Below are 19,606 nucleotides of genomic sequence, written 5' to 3'. Positions count from 1 at the left end.
ATGCCGTAGTAATTTAGATTCAGTTATGAATAAATACATAGATACAAGATGGTTGTAGGGAGATAACAAATGGGACATAAAGGTAAACAGGTGTTGGTATTAAATAAGGTGTATTTTTCGTTGTTTATGGTGGTCATGTTGATTACGGCTATAATTACGATGACGTCAGGAAATTTATTATTTAATATTATTTATTTAGGATTGACAGCCATAACTATTATATTGGAATTATTCGGAGGATTGATTATTGGCTCTATTGCTGATGCAATCTTCATTACCATACAAATTTTATATTTAGTTTATCTGCATGTTTCGAAAAATGTGGGTATTAACTTAATTTTAATTTATTGGTTGCTGGCACCAACTATTTTATTGTGCTTGCTGAATTTGCTGGTTAAAAATGCACATGCCATTCATTCTAATAATCAGGAAACACCGGCAGAAATGATAAAACCAGGCATTTTTCATGAACAAACTAATCTACGAACAAAAGAAGCATTTATTCAAGATGCCGGTGTTTTTATAGAAACCAGTCACCGGTTTATAATTCCTACGAGTATTGTTGCCATCAAAATTAATTCTTTGGCGCATTTACGAAGTATCATGGGTGAGGCCCAATTAAATGGGCTACTTAATATGGTCACTGATTCTTTGAACTTAACTACACGAGAATATGACATTTCTTATTTACTTAATGATGGAGATGACACTACTTGGGCATTGCTTTTATATACAGATTTAGAAGGAGCATACACTGTAGCTACGCGTATTGAAGAAAATTTTAAAATTAAATTAAATGAATCAACAATCTTCAAAGATACTGTTATATCTTTGAAAACAGGTGCAGTTGCTTGGGATTCAAATAAAATGAAAACACCATACGACTTTATGAATGCAGCGATGAATGAAGTTTAAAATTACGTTTAGTTTATACGTGTTAAGTCAAAAACGTTTTATATTAAATGATATAAATTTTAATTATTAAACATGTTATGCTCTGGTGCTTTAAATGGTTCATTAAGCATATTGTAATTTTTTCGTAAATGAACCCCCCTAAAAAATAGTGTTATCCATTGTGATATTTAACACATGATAAATGTTTAATAATAATCGACCAATATTAATAATAAGGAAGGCAGTTAAGTTATTTATGAAAAATTATAGTATTTTAATTCCTGCGCTAAATCCTGATCAAAAATTGATTACGTTAATTAAGGACTTGATTACTAAAGCTCGTCCATTTAGTTCTATTCTAATAGTTGATGATGGTAGTGATGGAGGTAGTCAGGATATCTTTAAACAAATTAAGCAACTTAACAATCCTAAAATTCATATTCAACATCATATCAAAAATTTGGGCAAAGGGGCTGCGCTTAAAACTGGCTTTAAAACTTTGATTAAATATAATCCAAAGCTCGATGGAATTGCTACATTAGATGCCGATGGTCAACACACGGTAAGCGCTTTGAATGATTGTTTAGATGCGTTTGATAAAAATGGGGATGCTTTAGTGTTAGGCGTACGACAATTTACTAATAAAATACCACTGCGTAGCCAATTTGGTAATATTTTAACTAATAAATTGGTGAAATTTGTTACGCACCAGAATATTTCAGATACTCAAACGGGACTTAGAGTTATCCCCAAGAATTATGCGCAGAAATTAATAGATTTTAATGGTGACCGATTTCAGTTTGAGTTTGACATGCTTTTACAGGCTAATGCGTATAGTATAAAGATTGTTGAGCAACCAATTCCTACAATTTATATTGATGGCAATAAGTCTTCGCATTTTCGCGTGATACGGGATTCATTATCCATTTATTCTAGATTTTTTACATTTGCTGCAAGTAGTTTAATCTCGTTTTTAGTTGATATTTTACTCTTTGAAGTAATTATCTTTATTTTTGATAATCATGTTTTGAAATCGGTGTTAATAGCGACGATAGTTTCCAGGTTGATGTCTGCCGTAGTTAATTATAATTTAAATCGCAATGTTGTTTTTGATAAAAATGGTCAAAATACTTTAATTAAGTATGGAAGCCTCTTTATAGTCCAAATGTTTATTTCAGGTTTCATGACTGATTTTTTCACACAGTTGATTCCAAATAATACTAATGTTACGCCTGTGTTGATTAAAATAGTTGTGGACTTCGTGTTGTTTATGATTAGTTATCGAATTCAACGAGATTTTATTTTTAAAAATGCTAAATAAGGATCAAACTCAAAATGGAAATTAAGAAAAAAGTACAGTATTTTTTAGCAATTTTTTTGACGGGGATATATTTAATCTGGCGAATATTTTTCACTATTCCGTGGACAGCTTCATTTTTCACTTTATTATTTGCGCTTCTTTTGGTTACTAGTGAGCTTCTTTCTAGTTTAACTGCTTTTCTGCTGATAATTTTTCGTTTAATGCGAGATAAAAGTGATAAAAAAATTGAAGAGCCCAAGTTAGCTTTAAATGATCCAGTTCCTAGTATAGATGTCATTATCGTAACGCATAATGAAGAGGTTGAGCTATTACGAAAAACTGTAAATGCATCTAAATTTATGGAATATCCTGATCCTAAATTAGTTAATATTGTGATAGCTGATGATGGAAATCGCCCCGAAGTTAAGGCTTTGGCTGACGAATACAAGGTTCAATATATTGGCATGGAAGATAATAAGGATGCAAAAGCAGGTAATATCAATAATGCATTGCGTCAGTTGCATTCAACACTCTTAACTGTTTTTGATGCTGATATGATTCCGTTTTCGAACTATCTTATGGCAAGTGTGCCATACTTCACTAAGAATTTTACTGACTTAAAAAATGACCCAGATAACACTGATCCACTGGGCTTTGTACAAACACCGCAAAGTTTCTATAATGCTGATATTTTTCAATTTAATCTGTTTTTAGAAAATTCAGTGGTTAATGAGCAAGATTATTTTTCGCGAGATATAAATGTGTTAAATGGTGCAAATGGACATGCCTTATTTACGGGGTCCAATGCCGTGTTTTTACGAGAAAGTGTTGATAATGTAGGATTATTCCCAACAGATACGATTACTGAAGATTTTGAATTAGGGACCCGCATTAATAGTGCCGGTTATATTAGTCTAGCGACTGAGGTTGTAGTTTCCAGTGGGATTACGCCGGTTGATATTAAAAGTGTCATTAAACAACGGGTGCGTTGGGCACGGGGAGTCATTCGTAGTTGTAAAAATATGCATATTTTTACCAATCCTAAAATAACTTTTTTGAATCGAATCATTTTGATAAATACTTGGTTATACTGGTGGTCATTTTTCAGGCGGTTAATATTTATTATTGCGCCAATTTTGTACGCACTTTTTCATATTCAGGTAGTTAATGCTGATTTTTGGTTATTGATGATTTTTTGGGCGCCAGGTTATTTCTTTCTCCATCGCGTCTTAGGAGATACATCTACAAATATTCGCAATGAACGTTGGGGAGAAATACAAGAAACTTTTTTTGCTCCTTACATTTTTTTGCCAGTTATTTTGGAGACAATTGGTATTCGCGCCAAAAAATTTAAAGTAACTGATAAAAAAGTTAATTTTTCTTGGAAAGATAAATTGTACTCAATTCCTTATTTAATTCTTTGGGGATTAACATTGGTTTCCATTATTGTTTTTAATTATGGTAAGTGGGGATCAGAAATTTTGTATGGAAGTGTTATTACTTTTTGGTTATTGATGCACTTTATTAACTTAAGCTTTTGTGTATTTATTTCTATGAAGAGAAATATTCATCGTAAAAGTGAGCGCTTCATGCGTAAGGCTAACGGGAAAATAAAATATAATGGCGAGTGGATTTCATTTAGAACGAGGGACGTTTCAGATGCTGGTCTCTCTATGGAATTGCGGACTGAAGGTCCAAGCCCCGTTTTAGAACGTGGACAAAAAATAGAGGGAATTTTATATCATAAATCGTATCAAATTCATTTTGATGGATTAGTGATGCGAGCTAGTGGTCAAGGATCTGAAAAATGGTATGGTCTGCTTAATGAAATTAAAGATAAAGAAGACCGTAATCATTATTTAGAATTAATTTATGATGGACAAAATAAATTTGTTGCTGCGGAACAAGATAATTGGTTAACTACTTTAGATGAATTGAATTTAAATATTATTTTCCATTTGAAGGAATTTGAACGAATTGTTATGAAAAAGTTTAGTAAGAATGGTAGGTAATTACCGTGTCACTAGTAGGTTTAATAATTTTTATCATAGCTCAGCTTGGTTATGCAATAATCCTTAATATGTGTGGGATTAATCGATATTTAGTTTGGATAACATCATTCATCATACAAACTATGATGTTGTATGGATTTGCCATGTTTAATAATTTGAGGATGGGAATGCGCTTGGTGATTATCTTAGGTGCCTGTTTTTTTGTTATTGGACTGTTAATTTTATACTTTAAAAAATCAGATGTATCTCGGGAAGGGTTACATTATTTTGACCTTTGGATGCTTTTTTTCGGCATTGCTTTTGGAGTTGTTATATATAATAGTCCATTGATTCACTACGATAATTATTCGCACTGGGCGATTATTGTTAAATATTTATTTACGCAAGGTCATTTGCCGGTAGCTAGTGATCCGATTATTTCGTTTACATCGTATCCGCCGGCTATGGCGTTATTTATTACGCAATTTGTAACATGGCTGGGCTTTAGTGAAGGTGGGATGCTTTTAGGCCAATTTATTGTCATATGGGCAGGGTTATACAGCGTGTTTGCTGTAGTCAGAGATCGCACACGAGCAACGTTTACTTATGTTATTTGTTTAATTCTTGCGTTGTTAAATGTTTTTAACATATCTATTCGAATGGATAATCTCTTAGTTGATTTTGTGATGCCTGTTATCGCTGCAGTTGGTTTTGCGGCAGTGTATACTTATCGGGAAAAACGTGGTTTACAGTTGCTTTTAACCTTTTTATTTAGTGGCGAGTTGTTGTTAATTAAAAATTCAGGTGCGATGTATGTTGTAATGTTAGGAGCATACTTAATTTATAGTATTGCACATGACGTTCAAGGAAATTGGTTCAAAAGATGGGCTTTGGGCTTAGGAGAAGCTTTCGTTCCGTTAGGGCTAGGCTATTTATTATTTTTCTGGTGGAGCCAGCATGTTCATACGACTTTCAAAGCAGTTTCCAAGCATGAAATTAGTGCGCAAGCTTATCAACACCAGCTTAGTAGTGAGAGCACTGTGACGATTAGTAAGATTGGACACAAATTTCTAGAACAAATTTTTAGTTTTAATTCGCTTTCCACCAAAGGGGTTATATTAATTAATGTAGTGTTAATTATGGCGTGGATCATAATTCGGCTCTTTTTAAAAAAGAAAAATCATTTAGCTTCGAGTTTAGTAGCCATTGATATAAGCTTTATTATTTATTACATTAGCGTTTTTGGAATGTATATTGTGTCAATGCCTTATGCCGAAGCAATCAATCTCGATGGCTCAGAGCGTTATTTATCCAGCATGGTGATGCTTAATATGTTATTAGCAGGTATGGTTATTGTTAATACTATGGATAAATCGATGTTTGAAATCGATATTCACAAACGTGGTATACGTTCTTATCGTTCGATTTCAACTAAAAAATTATATCAAAATAGTGGAATAGTTCTCACTACTTTTGCAACAATCTTGATGTTTTCTGAAATTAATGGTCTTAAATTCAATCAAGCCCTAAATGAAAACGCCCTACCAATTCAACTGGCCAAAATGATGCCGCAGAATATGCATTATAATGATAATAAGATTTTATTAGTTGATATTCACCCCAATGATGTCCAAACGATGTATGCTGGATATGTAGGGAAATATTATTTCTATTCTGATAACGTCAGTGCTCGAGAGAATTTTATGCTGTCGAATGCAGATTTTAAACGGGTTCTTAATAATTACCAATATGTAATCATCCCAGAAGAATATGCTACTTTCACAACAATGATGAAGCATGCATATCATCAAACGATTACCAAGGGAATCTTTAAGGTCACTAATGGGGGGTTAGTTCCTGTAACGAATATTCCTGAATGAAATTTAGGTTAATGTACAACGTTTAAATGCCAGCTTTAGTTTGAATTAAAACAGTGCTTTACTAGCTAGATTAGCCGGTGGTAAAGCACTTTTTTATTTAATTTGAAATGCGTGCGAGCGGATAGCCAAGACGGCTATTAAATTTTAAATGTGCTTAAATGAAGAAGTGATTTATTTCCAAAATTAAATGGTTCGATGGCGAAAGAATCCCGTTTGTAATAAGTAACCGTTTTCGTCAAAAAACTTAACGAAATTTAAAGTTTACGGTTGTTTTTCGGCTCAAACTATACTAATCTAGTTAAAGTTATTATTTATTTATTATTATTTTTTAAGTAGCAGGAAAGAGAGAGTATTTCAATCATGCAAATGATTAAAAATGAATTTAAGTTTATTTTCAAGAATAAGCTCATTGCCATTTCACTACTCGCGATTATGTTCATTCCATTTATGTACAGTATTTTCTTCTTGAAATCTGTATGGGATCCATATGGAACAACGCAAAATTTGCCAATTGCGGTGGTCAACAAAGACCAAGCCGTTGAATTCCATGGGCAAAAAATGCACGCGGGTGATGATATGGTCAAGGAATTACAGAAAAATAAGCAGCTTGGTTGGCGCTTTGTTTCCCCTGAAAAGGCGGAACAAGGTTTGAAAGACCAAGAATATTATTCAGTAATTACCTTACCTGAGAACTTTTCAAAGAATGCCACGTCCGTTTTAGATAACGAACCAAAGAAGATGCAGATTCAGTTTAAGACGAATGATTCATTGAATTACATCGGAGAAGTTATTAGTGAAGTCGGGGCTTCAACCTTAAATACGCAAATACGGCAAGCAGTCACGACGGCCTATGCCAACACGATGTTTGACCAAGTCAAAGAGGCTGGTAAAGGCTTTAAGGACGCCGCAACAGGGGCGCAACAATTAAATGACGGGTCTGTTGCTTTGACTGATGGGTTAAAGGTTTATACGTCCGGAGTTGACCAAGTCAATAACGGGGTGATGACCTTAAAGACGGGGGTGACACCATTAGCTAGTGGTGTCAACCAATTAACCGCTGGTTCAGGACAGTTGAACACTGGTTTGCAGACCTTAAATGGTAAAACCGGTGAGTTAGCCGCTGGGACCAAGCGATTAGCGGATGGCTCAGGAGAATTACAAAATGGTTTGGGTCAATACACGGATGGAGTTGGAACACTCAGCGATGGTCTCGGTCAGCTTTCAAAAACTGGTAAGGATTCGAATATTAATGGACAAGTGACCAAGTTGGCCAACGGAGTTGCTGCATTACAAGCTGGTAGTTTAAAAATTAATGCTAAGTTAAATGAGCTGCAAACGAAGTTGGATGAAAATCCGACTTTGGCCTCAGATCAAAAATATCAAGAAGCTTTAGCTGGTTATCAAGCAGCCCAGAAGCAATTGCAGGGAATGCAAGCTACTTTGTCGCACTTGGACACTGCTTTGCAACCGATTGTCAACCAAGTAGCTGGGCAAGATTACAGTACTAAGGCGCAAGGAATTATTAACACCGAAAAGGCGGCGGGGGTTACCTTTACTCCAGAGCAAGAGACTAAGATCAAAGCGGGCTTGACGCAGCAGTTGAAAGCTAGTGCTGTTGATGAAGCCAAGCAAATTGTGGCTGGAGTAGCTACGACTGTGCAAGGCCAAGTTTCAAGTCAGGATTTGCAAAAGTTGGAAGATGCAATGCAACAATCTGCAGGGATGTTGCAGAACTTGAAGAAGATTCAAACCGGATTAGATGGTATACCAGGTGATGCGCAGAATCCAGGCTTGGTTGCTGGAATGCATCAATTGAATCAAGGTATTGATGATTTGCAGGCTGGAACGAAGGACATGCCAACGCAAATGCAAAAATACACGGGAACAGTTGATGCCTTGGCTTCTGGTTCAGCTAAATTGAACCAGAATTCTGGTCAATTAAACAGTGGCGCTCAGCAATTAGCGAATGGAACGCAACAGTTGAATGGGCAAGTACCAGCTTTGACGGGTGGTGTGAGTCAACTAGCTAATGGTTCGCAAGCTCTCTTTGGTGGATTGAGTCAAATGCAGGCCCAAATTCCAACCTTAACCAGTGGTGTGGATCAATTAGCCTTAGGAACAAATCAATTAGCTGGTAACTCGAGTGCCCTTTTGGATGGTTCAAATCAATTATCTGATGGTAGCGGTGTGTTAAGCAAGGCCTTAAAGGCTGGTTCAGATCAAGTGGGATCAATTAAGTTGGGTAAGAAAAATGCCGAACAGTTTGCCGCCCCTTCAGAATTGAAGCATTCACATTACAGCGATGTGCCAAATTATGGACATGCTTTGGCTCCATATGTTTTGTCAGTCGCTTTGTTCGTTGGAGCAATTGTCTTTAACTTTGCTTTCCCAATCCGTAAGATTTCAATGCCAGGACAATCAGCTACGGCATGGTTCTTCAGTAAAATTATTATTGGTGGAATTATGGCCGTTGCGATGGGCTTGATTGAACCAGGTTTGATGATGTTGGCTGGGTTGCACTTTGACCACCCGGCGCAAGTCTTTACGATTTCAGTGATGTACGCGTTGGCTTCGATGGCAATTGTTATGTTCTTGTCAATGGCCTTTGATAACCCAGGTCGTTTCTTGGCGATGGTTCTCTTGATGTTGCAATTGGGTGGTTCTGGTGGAACCTTCCCAATGCAAGTCACAAACCACTTCTACAATGTCATCCATCCATATTTGCCAATGACGTATTCAATTCTTGGATTGCGGCAAGGAATTACGTCGGGATTAGGGGCTGGACAAATCAGTGAATCAGTCATCGTTTTGACGATTTTCACTTTAATTGGTTTGATTTTGCTTTGGATTTCAATGGTGATTTTGCAAAGAATCGGTTTGGCTGGCAAGTCACAACTCGATAATAATCAAGAACTACAAGCTGTTGAGCACTAAACTTAATGGCTTAAGCATAGGTGCATGGTACCTATGCTTTTTTTTCGGGGAAAAATATGCTAGACTAAAAATGTTTCAATAATTAAATAAAAGATCCACTAGGGGAGCGTACGCGCTGAGACGGGAGACCGGACCCTTTGAACCTGATTGAGTTAAGACTTACGGAGGAAAGTGATGAATCGAATTCGGGTAGACCCCCATCAATTTGTCGCAAGAGAAGTTGGTGGGGGTTTTATTGACTAGTTTAAAAAGATGGTCGAGGAATGAAGAGAGGATTAAAAGATGTTAATTGAGCGAATTCGGGCAACGCAGCCTATGGTGTTAAATTATGCTAATACGGTTACGCAACAACGGGTGGCAGATAGTATTAGTATGTTGGGGGGCTCGCCATTAATGACCCAAGCCTTGTCAGAAATTGAAGAGTTAGTGGCGGCGAGTCAGGCGGTGGTGCTAAATTTGGGAACTTGGAATGCCGCCGGGATGGAATTGATGTTGCAGTTAGGAAAAGTGGCGAATGCGCAGGGCATTCCAGTTGTTTTGGATCCTGTGGGCGTAGGTTTACCACAACGTAGTCAAAGCGTGCAGCAATTATTACAGGCGATTCAATTTACGGTGATTCGCGGTAATGCTGCTGAAATTGCTTGGTTTGCCCAGATTAAAGGACAAGGCAAGGGAATTGATGCCGCCCAAGATATAGCAGTTGATGGTACAATGGCTCAGCAGGCGAGTGAACGGACGGGCGCTATTATTTTGCAATCCGGTCCGATCGATGTCATCGCCGATTGTGACCATTGGGTGACCCAAACTCGTTCAAACCCGATGCTGGCTCAAAATGTCGGGATGGGGGATGTATTATCTAGTCTGACTGGCTGTTTTTTAGCTGTGACGACAGATTCATTTCAAGCGGCTGTGGCAGCTGCACAATGTATGGCGGTTGCTGGCGAACGGGCTAGTCAGCGCGTTGAACAGCACCCAGGTCAATTACCAGCCGCGTTACTTGATGAATTGAGTTGGATTGATGATGCAGCATTAGATTTGGCTTAAAATTAAGGAGGCATAAAAAATGATTCAAGTACCACAAGTTACAACGATTGCAGGTATCGACTCCAGTGGTGGAGCCGGAGTGAATGCTGATTTAAAGACTTTTCACCAAGAGCATGTCTATGCCGCTAGTATTATTACCGGGGTCACAGCGCAAAACACACTGGGGGTCCAAGGCATCCAGCCGGTTGACACACAAATGATTGCGCAACAATTCCAAGCGGTGTTTGAAGATTTGGAAATTCAAGCCGCAAAAACGGGAGCTTTATTTGATGCAGAACGGGTCGAATCGATTGTTGCTGGCCTGAAACGCTACCCGGTTCAGCATTTGGTGGTGGATCCAGTCATGGTGGCCAAGGGTGGAGCCACTTTATTAGAGCCCTTAGCAATTCAAAAAGTTAAAACGAATTTGTTTCCCTTGGCAGAACTAATTACCCCGAATTTAGCGGAAGCCGAAACTTTATTAGGCCGGAAACTAACGCAAAGTGAGGCGATTGAAGCCGCCGCTTTGGAACTACAAGCAATGGGTCCCAAAAATGTTTTGATTAAAGGCGGACACTTGGCAGGAACAGAAGTCAGTGATGTTTTGCTAACGGTTGATGGTAATTTTCATTGGTATACAAGTCCGCGGATTGATACGGTTCGCACGCATGGCACAGGGGATACTTTGGCAGCATACATTACGGCTAAGTTAGCGCAAGGTCAAGTTTTAACGACGATTATGCCCCAAGCTAAAGCATTCATGCAGGCCGCTATTGGCGAGAGTATTGCTGTTGGTCATGGTCACGGACCATTGAACCATTGGGTTGCTGGTTAACAGCAGGAGGTTTCAAGATGGAGAGAGAACGTTTGGCCAGGTATCTAGTGGCGGGACCACAAGATTACCCACGGTTAACCTTGACGGAATTTACTGAACGGATTGTGGACTTGATGCAGGCCGGCATTACGCTTTATCAATTTCGGGATAAAGGGTATATCTATCAAAATGCAGACGAGCGTTTACGATTAGTTCAAAAATTAGTGCACTGGGGGCAACAGTTGAATGTGCCCGTGATTATTAATGATGACTTAAATTTGGCGTTGACCGCGCAAGCTGCTGGCGTTCATGTGGGACAAGATGATTTAGCGATTGAGCAAGTCTTACGGTATCAATCAGCGAATTTTTGGGTGGGGCTCTCAGTCCGGAATTTAACTGAAATGGAAGCGGCTCAAGCATTAGCTGTAGATTACCTTGGAGTCGGACCATTGATGCCAACGCAGACGAAGACTGATGCTGCACCAGCCTTAGGGCTAGCGGGGTTGAAAAAGTTGTTGGCGCATAATCAGCATGCGACTGTGGGAATTGGTGGCATTAAGTTAATTGATTTAAAAAATTTAGCTCAGACTGGCTTAGACGGGGTGGCAGTGGTGTCATTGTTAACCCAGGCGTCAGAACCAGCAATGATGGTCCAAGCAATGCGAAAGAGCTGGCAGCCAAATGCAAAATAAGATGAACACCTTAGGACAAATTGAGCAGAGCTCCTTTATTCAAGGAATGGTAACTGGGAAACTCACTCAAAAGCAGCGTGATTATTATGTGGCTCAAGATCAATATTATTTGCAAGCATTTGATGCATACTTTAATCAGGTCGTGGCTCAAGTCGCGCCGCAATGGCAAAAACAATTACCGGTTTTGGGTGAAGCAGAGGCGGATGCCCATGCGGCCTTACGTCCTGGGCTAGGTGTTTCAAAAATTGCGAAAGACCCTGTTAATCAGGCGTATTTAGCACATTTAAACCAAGCTTTAGATGATAATTGGCAACCTTTAGCCGGAATGATTGCTTTATTACCGTGCATTGAATCATATCATTTAATTGCGGTTAAATTTCAACCACAAGCGGCTCTGGTGTATCACGGGTGGTTTGATTATTATGCTGGGCTTGAATATCAGCAATTGGTTGAGTGGTTTTGGCAGGTTATTAATACGGAATTACAGCAGGTTTTGCCGCATTTGACAGCCGATGATTGGCAAATTTTGCAAAGAATTTATCAGCAATCCTATCAAGATGAGTTCAATTTTTGGCAAGCGGCTGCGCAAGCTTCAGAATAAAATTAGATAAAAAATATAATTATAAATCATCGACCTACGTGGTTGATGATTTTTATTTTCAATTTAGCGATTAAAAATTCATTTGAGACTTTCGGTTATTAATTTTTGCGGATATTTAAAAAAGGGCTTTAAACCGACAATAGTGGTGAATTTTACAAAATTATAACAAAGCGTTATATCTGGATAAATATATCTTTTAGTGTGCAACAGGTTATTAATGTTCGGTTTTTAGCTTGTCAAGGGTTAATTGTAATTAAATGTCACTTGAAAAGTTCGCTATTTCCTAGTAAACTAAGTGGCGAAATGAAATTGTTTTTTGCCGAATATAACGCTAAGTTAACTTACAAAGGAGGGGCGCATGCGGATTAAGATATTATCGACTTCTGACGTCCATGGGTATTTACAAGCGGATGATTTCCGGCGACCATTAACGAATCAAGCATTGGGCTTAGAAAAGGCAGCCACGGTTTTAAAAACGGAGACTACCCAGGATAAGCAGTGGGTACTCCGTATTGAGAATGGTGATTTTATTCAAGGTTCACCGTTAACGGAGTATTTGACGCAACAGCCGGTGACGCAGACTCGCGCATTTTTTAAGCAGTTGAGTCAAGCGATGCAATATGATGTGCATATTTTAGGGAATCATGAGTTCAATTATGGGCGGACCTATTTAGAACAAGTCTTCCAGGATTTACCCGTTTTGAACGCCAATATTCTCGATGAAACCACACAACGTCCCTTTGTAGGCGAGCCTTATCGAATATTTAACCGGAATGGGTATACGATTGGGGTAATTGGATTGACGACCAAGTTTATTCCGCACTGGGAGACGCCTGAACATATTCAAGGTTTGGTTTTTGCCGATCCAGTCGATGTTGCCAAGCAATATATTCAGGAACTTAAAATGCAAGTCGATGTGATTGTAATTGCCTATCATGGTGGCTTTGCCGAAGATTTAACCACTGGTGAGACGTTGGAACGGGTAACTGGTGAAAATCAAGGGTATCAATTACTGCAATTACCAGGAGTTGATGCTTTGGTCACGGGTCATCAGCATCGGCGCTTAGCAGAAGTAGTCGACGGCGTACCGACAACGCAACCTGGATATCGCGGTGAGGCTGTGGGCGCGATTACTTTGGATTTGAATGCCAAGCATCAGGTGGTCGATGTTGATGCGCAATTACTTGATAGTGGACACGCCGGTATTGATGAAAAAATACATACATTAACTCAGGCAAAGCAGGCACAAGTGAACACCTGGTTGGATCAACCAGTGGGGCATGTGGGACACAATATGTTAATTCACAATCATAAGCAAGCTCGTCTGTACGGGCATCCATTTATTGAATTAGTAAATCAGGTTCAGATGGAATATGGGCAAACTCAAATTTCGAATACCGCGCTTTTTAATAATGAAGCGCGTGGGCTTGATGACGTGGTGACACGCCGCGATGTCATGACCAATTACATTTATCCGAATACGTTGGTCGTGGAACGTTTAAGTGGTCAAGATATTAAGGATGCGTTGGAAGTGAGTGCACGTTATTTTCAGGTGAATGGTCAGCAAGAATTGATGATCAATCCGTTATTTTTACATCCTAAAATACAGCATTATAACTATGATCTTTGGAGTGGTATTGAATATACTTTGGATTTCAGTCAACCAATGAATCAACGTGTGCAAAAGGTGACAATCCAAGGGCGACCACTTGATTTAAAGCAAGAATACGAAGTGGCATTAAATAGCTACCGGGCTGGGGGAGCTGGGAATTATCCGATGTATCGGCCGGATAAAATCGTACGTGAGGTCCAACGCTCTACGGCAGAATTAGTAATCGATTATTTGGTGCACCACCCCCAGCTGGAAATTGCTCAGCCACATAATATCACAACGGTGGGGTATCAGAAGGTGCTACTTGAGGGATAACGAAGTGGGCCTTGAAATTAACGCGAAGGAAAATAGAGAAAGTAGAGGGAAAGTTTTGGAAGTTACGTTTAAACATGTCACTTTAACCTATCCGAATGGGAGCGAAGTGCTTCATGATATGGATTTTGCAATACCATCTGGGCAGTTAATTGCTTTATTAGGGCCTTCCGGTGGTGGTAAGTCGACAACTTTGAATTTAATCTCTGGGTTATTGCAACCCACAACTGGGGAAGTCTTTTTTGGCCGGGACAATGTTACGAAGCAAGATGCTTTAAAACGAGGCGTGGGGATGGTTTTCCAAAATTATGCATTGTATCCGCATATGACGGTGTTAGAAAATATTATGTTTCCTATGAAAATGGCGAAAACTCCTAAAGCTATGCGGCGCCAAAAAGCGTTAGACTTAGCAAAATTGGTGCGAGTGGAATCGCAAATTAATAAAAAGCCAGCGGCGTTATCCGGTGGGCAACAACAGCGGGTGGCGATTGCGCGCGCCTTAGCAAAAGAGCCGAGCTTATTGTTGCTTGATGAGCCATTATCGAATTTAGATGCACGGTTGCGTGTGGAAATGCGTCAAGAAATCCGCCGTATTCAGCAAGAAACCGGCGTTACGACGATTTTTGTGACCCATGATCAAAGTGAAGCTCTGCATATCGCTGATCAAATTATGATTCTAAATGATGGTGTAATTCAACAATTTGCACCAGCTCAAACCTTGTATGCTGATCCAACCAATCAATTTGTAGCCAGCTTTATCGGTGAACCGGCCTTGAATTTGGTGCCCGCTCAAACATTGGCTGATGCCTTACCGCCTGTTTTCGGTCAAGCGGCGCAAAGTGTCCAAACTTTGGGCATTCGGCCGGAAGCATTTGCTTTGCAGCCAACAGCTGATCCGTTCTTACAAGCACGGGTGGAAGTCGTACAAGAGCAACATTTTGGTCGTGAACAGCAGGTTACATTGCGGTTAAATGATCAGCTTTTGGAAGTGACCGATTTAGGACCAGTGCCTGCATTAAATCGGCCTTTGATGACGTATATTAAGTTGCCGTATCTATATGGCTTCGATGAACGCGGTAAGCGGATTTATCCACATTTTAATGAGGTATCAGCGCATGATGAATAATCATAAACCAACACTTAAGGAAAATTTAAAAGGATGGTTGTATGTTTTACCACTGCTTTTGATTATTGGAATCTTTAATTTATATCCGATCGTCTCAAGTTTTGCAATGAGCTTTTTTACCGAATATAATTTTTTCACCAATGAAGTTCAGGCGCTCGGAATTGACAATTTCACGACGATTTTCAGTGACCCAACGTTTTGTGATGCCCTGAAAAACACCTTGATTTTTGTTGTAGGGGTGGTGCCGATTGAAATTATCCTGTCATTGTTGATTGCCACTTTATTGAATCAAATTAAATGGTTGTCCAACCTTTTCCGCACGATTTACTTCTTACCATTTGTGACTTCGGTCGTCGCTATTTCCATGGTGTGGCGGTGGATTTATAACAAAGATGCCGGTTTGTTAAATGTTGTGTTGGGCTGGATTGGGATTAGCCCAATCGATTGGTTAAATGATCCGCATTATGCGCTGCTGGCCTTGATTATTTTAGCCATCTGGAAAGGCTTGGGCTTTAATATCATGCTGTTCTTGGTGGCATTAAATAACATTGATCAAAGGTTGTACGATGCAGCCCATTTAGACGGAGCGAAGCCATTACAACAATGGTGGCATATTACAGTACCGATGATTTCGCCAATGACCTTTTTGGTAACGGTTAACGCGGTGATTGCTTCATTTAAAGTGTTTGATGAGGTTTATGCATTGTACGGTGGCCAACCTGGTCCTGCTGGTTCAGCGATGACGTTAGTTTATTATCTTTATCGCGCTTTTTATGAACAAAATAAATACGGGCAAGCAGCAGCCACGGGGGTGGTATTGTTTATCTTAATTTTGTTAGTGACCTTAGTGCAGATGTGGTTTAGTAAAAAGCATGTACATTATTAAGGAGTGAAAAAGATGAAAAAAACAATCAAACAAGTCGTTGTTTATGGTCTTTTGAGCTTAGGCGCGATTACCATGCTGTTGCCTTTTTTTTGGATGATTAGCACGGCTTTTAAAACCGGGTTTGAAGCTTTGCAAACTCCGGTGACTTGGTGGCCTAAGCATTTAGTCTGGGAAAACTGGGTGAATGCTTGGCAGGCTGCGCCATTTTTACGCTATTTAATCAATTCCGTAATTGTGGCAGCAGTGACAACTGTGGGGCAAATTTTTACCGCAATTTTAGCGGCTTTTGCCTTTTCCAAGCTTAATTTTGCGGGTAAAAACCTTTTATTTACGATTTTACTAGCGACGATGATGGTGCCAGTAGAAATGTTAATTATTCCCAATTTCGTGACTCTTTCGCAATTTCATTTAATTAATACGTATGGGGCGTTAATTTTACCCTGGTTGGGTAGTTTCTTTGCTGTCTTTACATTACGCCAAAGTTTTAATACGATTCCCGATCAGTTATATTATGCCGCCCGGATTGATGGGGCTAGTGATTGGCAATTTTTATGGTCAGTGCTAGTGCCTAATGCGAAGTCTTCGATTACGGCGATTGGTTTGCTTCAGGTGATTGGCTCGTGGAATTCATTTATGTGGCCATTAATTGTCACAAATAGTGAGGCAATGCGAACGTTGCCGGTCGGATTGCAAGCCTTTTCAACAGATGCCGGAATTAATTATCCGGAATTAATGGCGGCATCAACCTTTGTGATTTTACCAATGGCGGTGTTGTATATTTGCTTCAATAAATACGTCGTTGCTGGAATCAGTAACAATGGTTTGAAAGGTTAAAAGCTCGATCACTTTAGGGTGGTCATCAGCTTACGTGTTTAAAACAAGTAAGTTGATGACTGCTGATAAAAGCGATGTCTTGAGGGGCCCTAAGAGACATGGTGAATTGGTAGTGTGCAGATTGGTAGTGTTGCAGAGTTAGTATATGAATATGAAAGGATTAACATCATGAATCGAACCTTCAAAAAATTGGCTGTTGGGTCAGCCGTTGCGCTTTTAGCGGCTAGTTCTTTAACAACAATTTCGCCAGTGGAAGCAAAAGCTGCTAGCAAACCAACCAAGGTAACAGTTTGGCATGCGATGAATGGAAATTATAATGATGCTTTTCAAGATGAAGTGAAGGCTTTTAACGCTTCACAAAAGAAGTATCGTGTGGTTGCGACGGGGCAAGGAGATTATACGACCTTGAACCAAAAGGTGATGGCAGCAGCTAAGTCAAAGACTTTGCCTGTCATTTCGCAAGCTACGTATACGCAAGTTCCTGATTATGCCAAGCAGGGGATTGTTCAAAACTTGGATAAACAAGTGAAGGGTAAAGATGGTTGGAGTAAAAAAGATTTAAAAAATATTTATCCCGGCTTCTTAGAACAAACGAAATATGATGGACATTACTATGCTATGCCATTTTCGGCCTCAGTGCGGGTGATGCTGTATAACAAGACCATTTTAGACAAATATAATCTTGAAGTCCCAAAGACCTGGGATGATATTCAAAAAATGGCGCCAACGTTGGCGGCCGATGGGATTGCGACAGTTGGCTTTGATAAATCATATGATATGGAATGGGACGGCTTAGTGCGTTCAGCTGGTACCCAAATTGTGGACAAAAAAGGTCATGTAAAAGCTGATTCCAAGGATGCAGTCCAAGCAGCAGATATGCTTAATGGCATGCTGGATAAAGGGTATGCGCTGACTGCTGGTTCAGATATGTACGGGACTAACAACTTTGTTAATGGTAAGACGGCTTTGAGTTTCTCGTCATCAGCGGGAGTGAGTGCGACGAAGGAAGCAGTTCCAGATGGTTTTGATTGGGGAACGGCAGTTATACCAGCATATCAAGGTAAGCGAGCAACTCAATTTGCGGGAAATAACCTGGTATTAACATCGCAAGCGAATAAGAAGGAAGCAGTTGGGGCTTTTGCCTTTATGAAATTCTTGGCGTCTGATAAGCAAACGGAGAAGTGGGCGGAAAAGACGGGTTATTTGCCAATTACTAAGAAGGCGGCGAACTCAAAGCAGTACAACCAATACTTGAAAGACAATCCTTTGGCTACAGCCGGGGCTGACTCTTTGCAGTATGGATTCTCGGATGCAGCCTTCCCTGGTTATCAAGAATATCGGAATAATTTGACGGCCACGGTTGACAAGATGGTTACCAAGCATACCCCCGCCAAGGAGGCTTTGAAGACCTTGAATCAACAAATAGAAAAAACAATTAAGGATAATAAGTAATGACGACGGTACAAATTTTAAATGGGATTGATACGATTGGGGGCAATGTTGTTAGTTTTACTAATGGTTCAACGCAATTGATTATGGATTTAGGCGTGAATTTTGCACCAGACCTGCAAACCGCTGCCGATTTATATGCGGATGGGCTCTTACCCCAAGTACCGAACCTGTTTACAAATGACAAGACCCGTGAAGAACAACCAATTGTTTTCATTTCTCATCTGCATCTTGATCACATGGGGGCATTGAAATATTTAACACGCCCAACTGACGTGTATATGAGCCCGATGAGTTATAAATTGTATCAGAGCTTGGTGCAACAAGGTTTAGAGGCAGCACCCAATGCTAAATTACATCTTTTAAAGCCAGAAATTCCTTATCGGTTTGGAAATTTGACTGTAACGGGTTATGCGAGTGATCATGATGAAGCGGGGGCCCTGATGTTAAAGGTATATGACGGTCAGCATACTTTTGTGCATAGTGGGGATGTGCGCTGGGATGGTCCTCATCCGGAGCGGGTGACACATTGGGTTAACTTATTACAACAAGAAAATATTGATCTATTGTTGTTAGAGGGTACGGAATTTAGTTTTGACAACGACGATAAGGCAGCCCGCTTAACAGAGCATGCTTTACAAGTTCGCTTGCAAAAGATTTTGGTGGCAAGTTCAGAACTAGTTGTAATTAATCCGTATGAACGGAATGTGGAACGTTTGGCCGCCTTGATTCAATCAGCGCAGAGCGCTGGTCGGCAAATTGTTTGGGATCAACGGTTCGGTCAAATCTTACAAGACGTTTTGCAGATTGATGCACTAGTCTTAAATCGAGATGTGACTTGGGACGCAATCGAACAAAATCCACAAGCTTATGTGGTACAGAATCATTTTAAAGATTTACAGGAGTTGAATCATTTTACGCAACCATTTCGTTATCTGCATTTAAATGGTGAACCTTTAGGCGAGTATGACCCACGCTACCAAGTGCTAGTGACGTATTTAAAACAGCATCAAGTCGCATTAGAACTGTTGGGGGCGAGTGGGCATGCGAAACCGGTTGATTTAGTGCGAATTGCGCAGGCAGTGCACGCTAAATTGACCTTGTCTTGGCATTCGTTCAAACCTGAACGGCTAGCAGCTGCCTTAAAAGCTCAAGGCTTGTCGGTTCAAGTGCCGGTTCAAAATGAAATTTTCGAATTTTGACCCTAATCGGCGATGAAGGTGCCAAATTAAAAAGCTCAGGTGTTAACCTGGGCTTT

15 protein-coding genes and 1 riboswitch are annotated in these 19,606 nt (G+C 39.8%); all 15 genes read left to right on the top strand.

From position 1 onward, the window contains the following. The first annotated feature begins 69 nt into the window (after positions 1 to 69). The 15 genes from ACJQWY_RS02945 (at position 70) to ACJQWY_RS02875 (ending at position 19,550) form a co-directional block, all read left to right on the top strand. Positions 70 to 915, top strand: coding sequence for a GGDEF domain-containing protein (locus tag ACJQWY_RS02945; RefSeq protein ID WP_407076259.1), 846 nt, complete (start codon positions 70 to 72; stop codon positions 913 to 915). A 235-nt stretch (positions 916 to 1,150) separates the two neighbouring features. Beyond that, positions 1,151 to 2,215 carry a glycosyltransferase gene (locus ACJQWY_RS02940; protein WP_407076258.1) on the top strand — a complete coding sequence of 355 codons (1,065 nt, stop codon included), beginning with the start codon at positions 1,151 to 1,153 and terminating at the stop codon, positions 2,213 to 2,215. 14 nt (positions 2,216 to 2,229) lie between these two features. Further along, positions 2,230 to 4,206 carry a glycosyltransferase gene (locus tag ACJQWY_RS02935; RefSeq protein ID WP_407076257.1) on the top strand — a complete coding sequence of 659 codons (1,977 nt, stop codon included), beginning with the start codon at positions 2,230 to 2,232 and terminating at the stop codon, positions 4,204 to 4,206. A gap of 167 nt (positions 4,207 to 4,373) precedes the next feature. Then, positions 4,374 to 6,065, top strand: coding sequence for a glycosyltransferase family protein (locus ACJQWY_RS02930; protein ID WP_407076256.1), 1,692 nt, complete (start codon positions 4,374 to 4,376; stop codon positions 6,063 to 6,065). Positions 6,066 to 6,425: 360 nt separating this feature from the next. Beyond that, a complete protein-coding gene (locus ACJQWY_RS02925; protein WP_407076255.1) occupies positions 6,426 to 8,999 on the top strand; it encodes a YhgE/Pip family protein in 2,574 nt (857 codons plus the stop codon). 90 nt (positions 9,000 to 9,089) lie between these two features. Next, a riboswitch (TPP riboswitch) is annotated at positions 9,090 to 9,186 on the top strand. 95 nt (positions 9,187 to 9,281) lie between these two features. Beyond that, positions 9,282 to 10,043, top strand: a complete 762-nt coding sequence (thiM, locus tag ACJQWY_RS02920; RefSeq protein WP_407076254.1) for a hydroxyethylthiazole kinase — start codon at positions 9,282 to 9,284, stop codon at positions 10,041 to 10,043. Between the two features lie 19 nt (positions 10,044 to 10,062). Further along, positions 10,063 to 10,857, top strand: coding sequence for a bifunctional hydroxymethylpyrimidine kinase/phosphomethylpyrimidine kinase (gene thiD / locus ACJQWY_RS02915; protein ID WP_407076253.1), 795 nt, complete (start codon positions 10,063 to 10,065; stop codon positions 10,855 to 10,857). A gap of 17 nt (positions 10,858 to 10,874) precedes the next feature. After that, on the top strand, positions 10,875 to 11,528 hold the full coding sequence (thiE, locus tag ACJQWY_RS02910; RefSeq protein WP_407076252.1) for a thiamine phosphate synthase: 654 nt from the start codon (positions 10,875 to 10,877) through the stop codon (positions 11,526 to 11,528). Then, positions 11,518 to 12,129 (top strand): TenA family protein, encoded by a 612-nt coding sequence (locus ACJQWY_RS02905; RefSeq protein WP_407076251.1) that lies wholly within the window; start codon positions 11,518 to 11,520, stop codon positions 12,127 to 12,129. Before thiE ends, ACJQWY_RS02905 begins: the two co-directional genes overlap by 11 nt. 358 nt (positions 12,130 to 12,487) lie before the next feature. Then, entirely contained in the window at positions 12,488 to 14,056 is a 1,569-nt protein-coding gene (locus ACJQWY_RS02900) for a bifunctional metallophosphatase/5'-nucleotidase (RefSeq protein WP_407076250.1), read from the top strand. 55 nt (positions 14,057 to 14,111) lie between these two features. Further along, the gene (locus ACJQWY_RS02895) at positions 14,112 to 15,179 is read left to right on the top strand and encodes an ABC transporter ATP-binding protein (protein WP_407076278.1); all 1,068 of its coding nucleotides are present in this window, start codon (positions 14,112 to 14,114) and stop codon (positions 15,177 to 15,179) included. Further along, the gene (locus tag ACJQWY_RS02890) at positions 15,172 to 16,065 is read left to right on the top strand and encodes a carbohydrate ABC transporter permease (protein WP_407076277.1); all 894 of its coding nucleotides are present in this window, start codon (positions 15,172 to 15,174) and stop codon (positions 16,063 to 16,065) included. The genes ACJQWY_RS02895 and ACJQWY_RS02890 overlap by 8 nt, the downstream gene beginning before the upstream one ends. Before the next feature lie 12 nt (positions 16,066 to 16,077). Further along, positions 16,078 to 16,899, top strand: coding sequence for a carbohydrate ABC transporter permease (locus ACJQWY_RS02885; RefSeq protein ID WP_407076249.1), 822 nt, complete (start codon positions 16,078 to 16,080; stop codon positions 16,897 to 16,899). Between the two features lie 114 nt (positions 16,900 to 17,013). Next, on the top strand, positions 17,014 to 18,351 hold the full coding sequence (locus ACJQWY_RS02880; RefSeq protein ID WP_407076248.1) for an ABC transporter substrate-binding protein: 1,338 nt from the start codon (positions 17,014 to 17,016) through the stop codon (positions 18,349 to 18,351). Beyond that, positions 18,351 to 19,550, top strand: coding sequence for an MBL fold metallo-hydrolase (locus ACJQWY_RS02875; RefSeq protein ID WP_407076247.1), 1,200 nt, complete (start codon positions 18,351 to 18,353; stop codon positions 19,548 to 19,550). The genes ACJQWY_RS02880 and ACJQWY_RS02875 overlap by 1 nt, the downstream gene beginning before the upstream one ends. Positions 19,551 to 19,606 lie beyond the last annotated feature (56 nt).

Origin of the sequence: Weissella kandleri, from assembly GCF_045504165.1 — a bacterium.
Classification (GTDB): Bacteria; Bacillota; Bacilli; order Lactobacillales; family Lactobacillaceae; genus Weissella; species Weissella kandleri_A.
Note: the sequence above shows the minus strand (reverse complement) of the source record. Positions and strands in the feature narration are given on the sequence as shown.

Coding starts and splice junctions, on each gene's coding strand:
- ACJQWY_RS02900 (WP_407076250.1), top strand. CDS start 12,488: ATGCGGATTAAGATATTATCGACTTCTGACGTCCATGGGTATTTACAA.
- ACJQWY_RS02935 (WP_407076257.1), top strand. CDS start 2,230: ATGGAAATTAAGAAAAAAGTACAGTATTTTTTAGCAATTTTTTTGACG.
- ACJQWY_RS02945 (WP_407076259.1), top strand. CDS start 70: ATGGGACATAAAGGTAAACAGGTGTTGGTATTAAATAAGGTGTATTTT.
- thiE (WP_407076252.1), top strand. CDS start 10,875: ATGGAGAGAGAACGTTTGGCCAGGTATCTAGTGGCGGGACCACAAGAT.
- ACJQWY_RS02905 (WP_407076251.1), top strand. CDS start 11,518: ATGCAAAATAAGATGAACACCTTAGGACAAATTGAGCAGAGCTCCTTT.
- ACJQWY_RS02875 (WP_407076247.1), top strand. CDS start 18,351: ATGACGACGGTACAAATTTTAAATGGGATTGATACGATTGGGGGCAAT.
- ACJQWY_RS02890 (WP_407076277.1), top strand. CDS start 15,172: ATGAATAATCATAAACCAACACTTAAGGAAAATTTAAAAGGATGGTTG.
- thiM (WP_407076254.1), top strand. CDS start 9,282: ATGTTAATTGAGCGAATTCGGGCAACGCAGCCTATGGTGTTAAATTAT.
- ACJQWY_RS02940 (WP_407076258.1), top strand. CDS start 1,151: ATGAAAAATTATAGTATTTTAATTCCTGCGCTAAATCCTGATCAAAAA.
- ACJQWY_RS02885 (WP_407076249.1), top strand. CDS start 16,078: ATGAAAAAAACAATCAAACAAGTCGTTGTTTATGGTCTTTTGAGCTTA.
- ACJQWY_RS02930 (WP_407076256.1), top strand. CDS start 4,374: ATGCGCTTGGTGATTATCTTAGGTGCCTGTTTTTTTGTTATTGGACTG.
- ACJQWY_RS02925 (WP_407076255.1), top strand. CDS start 6,426: ATGCAAATGATTAAAAATGAATTTAAGTTTATTTTCAAGAATAAGCTC.
- thiD (WP_407076253.1), top strand. CDS start 10,063: ATGATTCAAGTACCACAAGTTACAACGATTGCAGGTATCGACTCCAGT.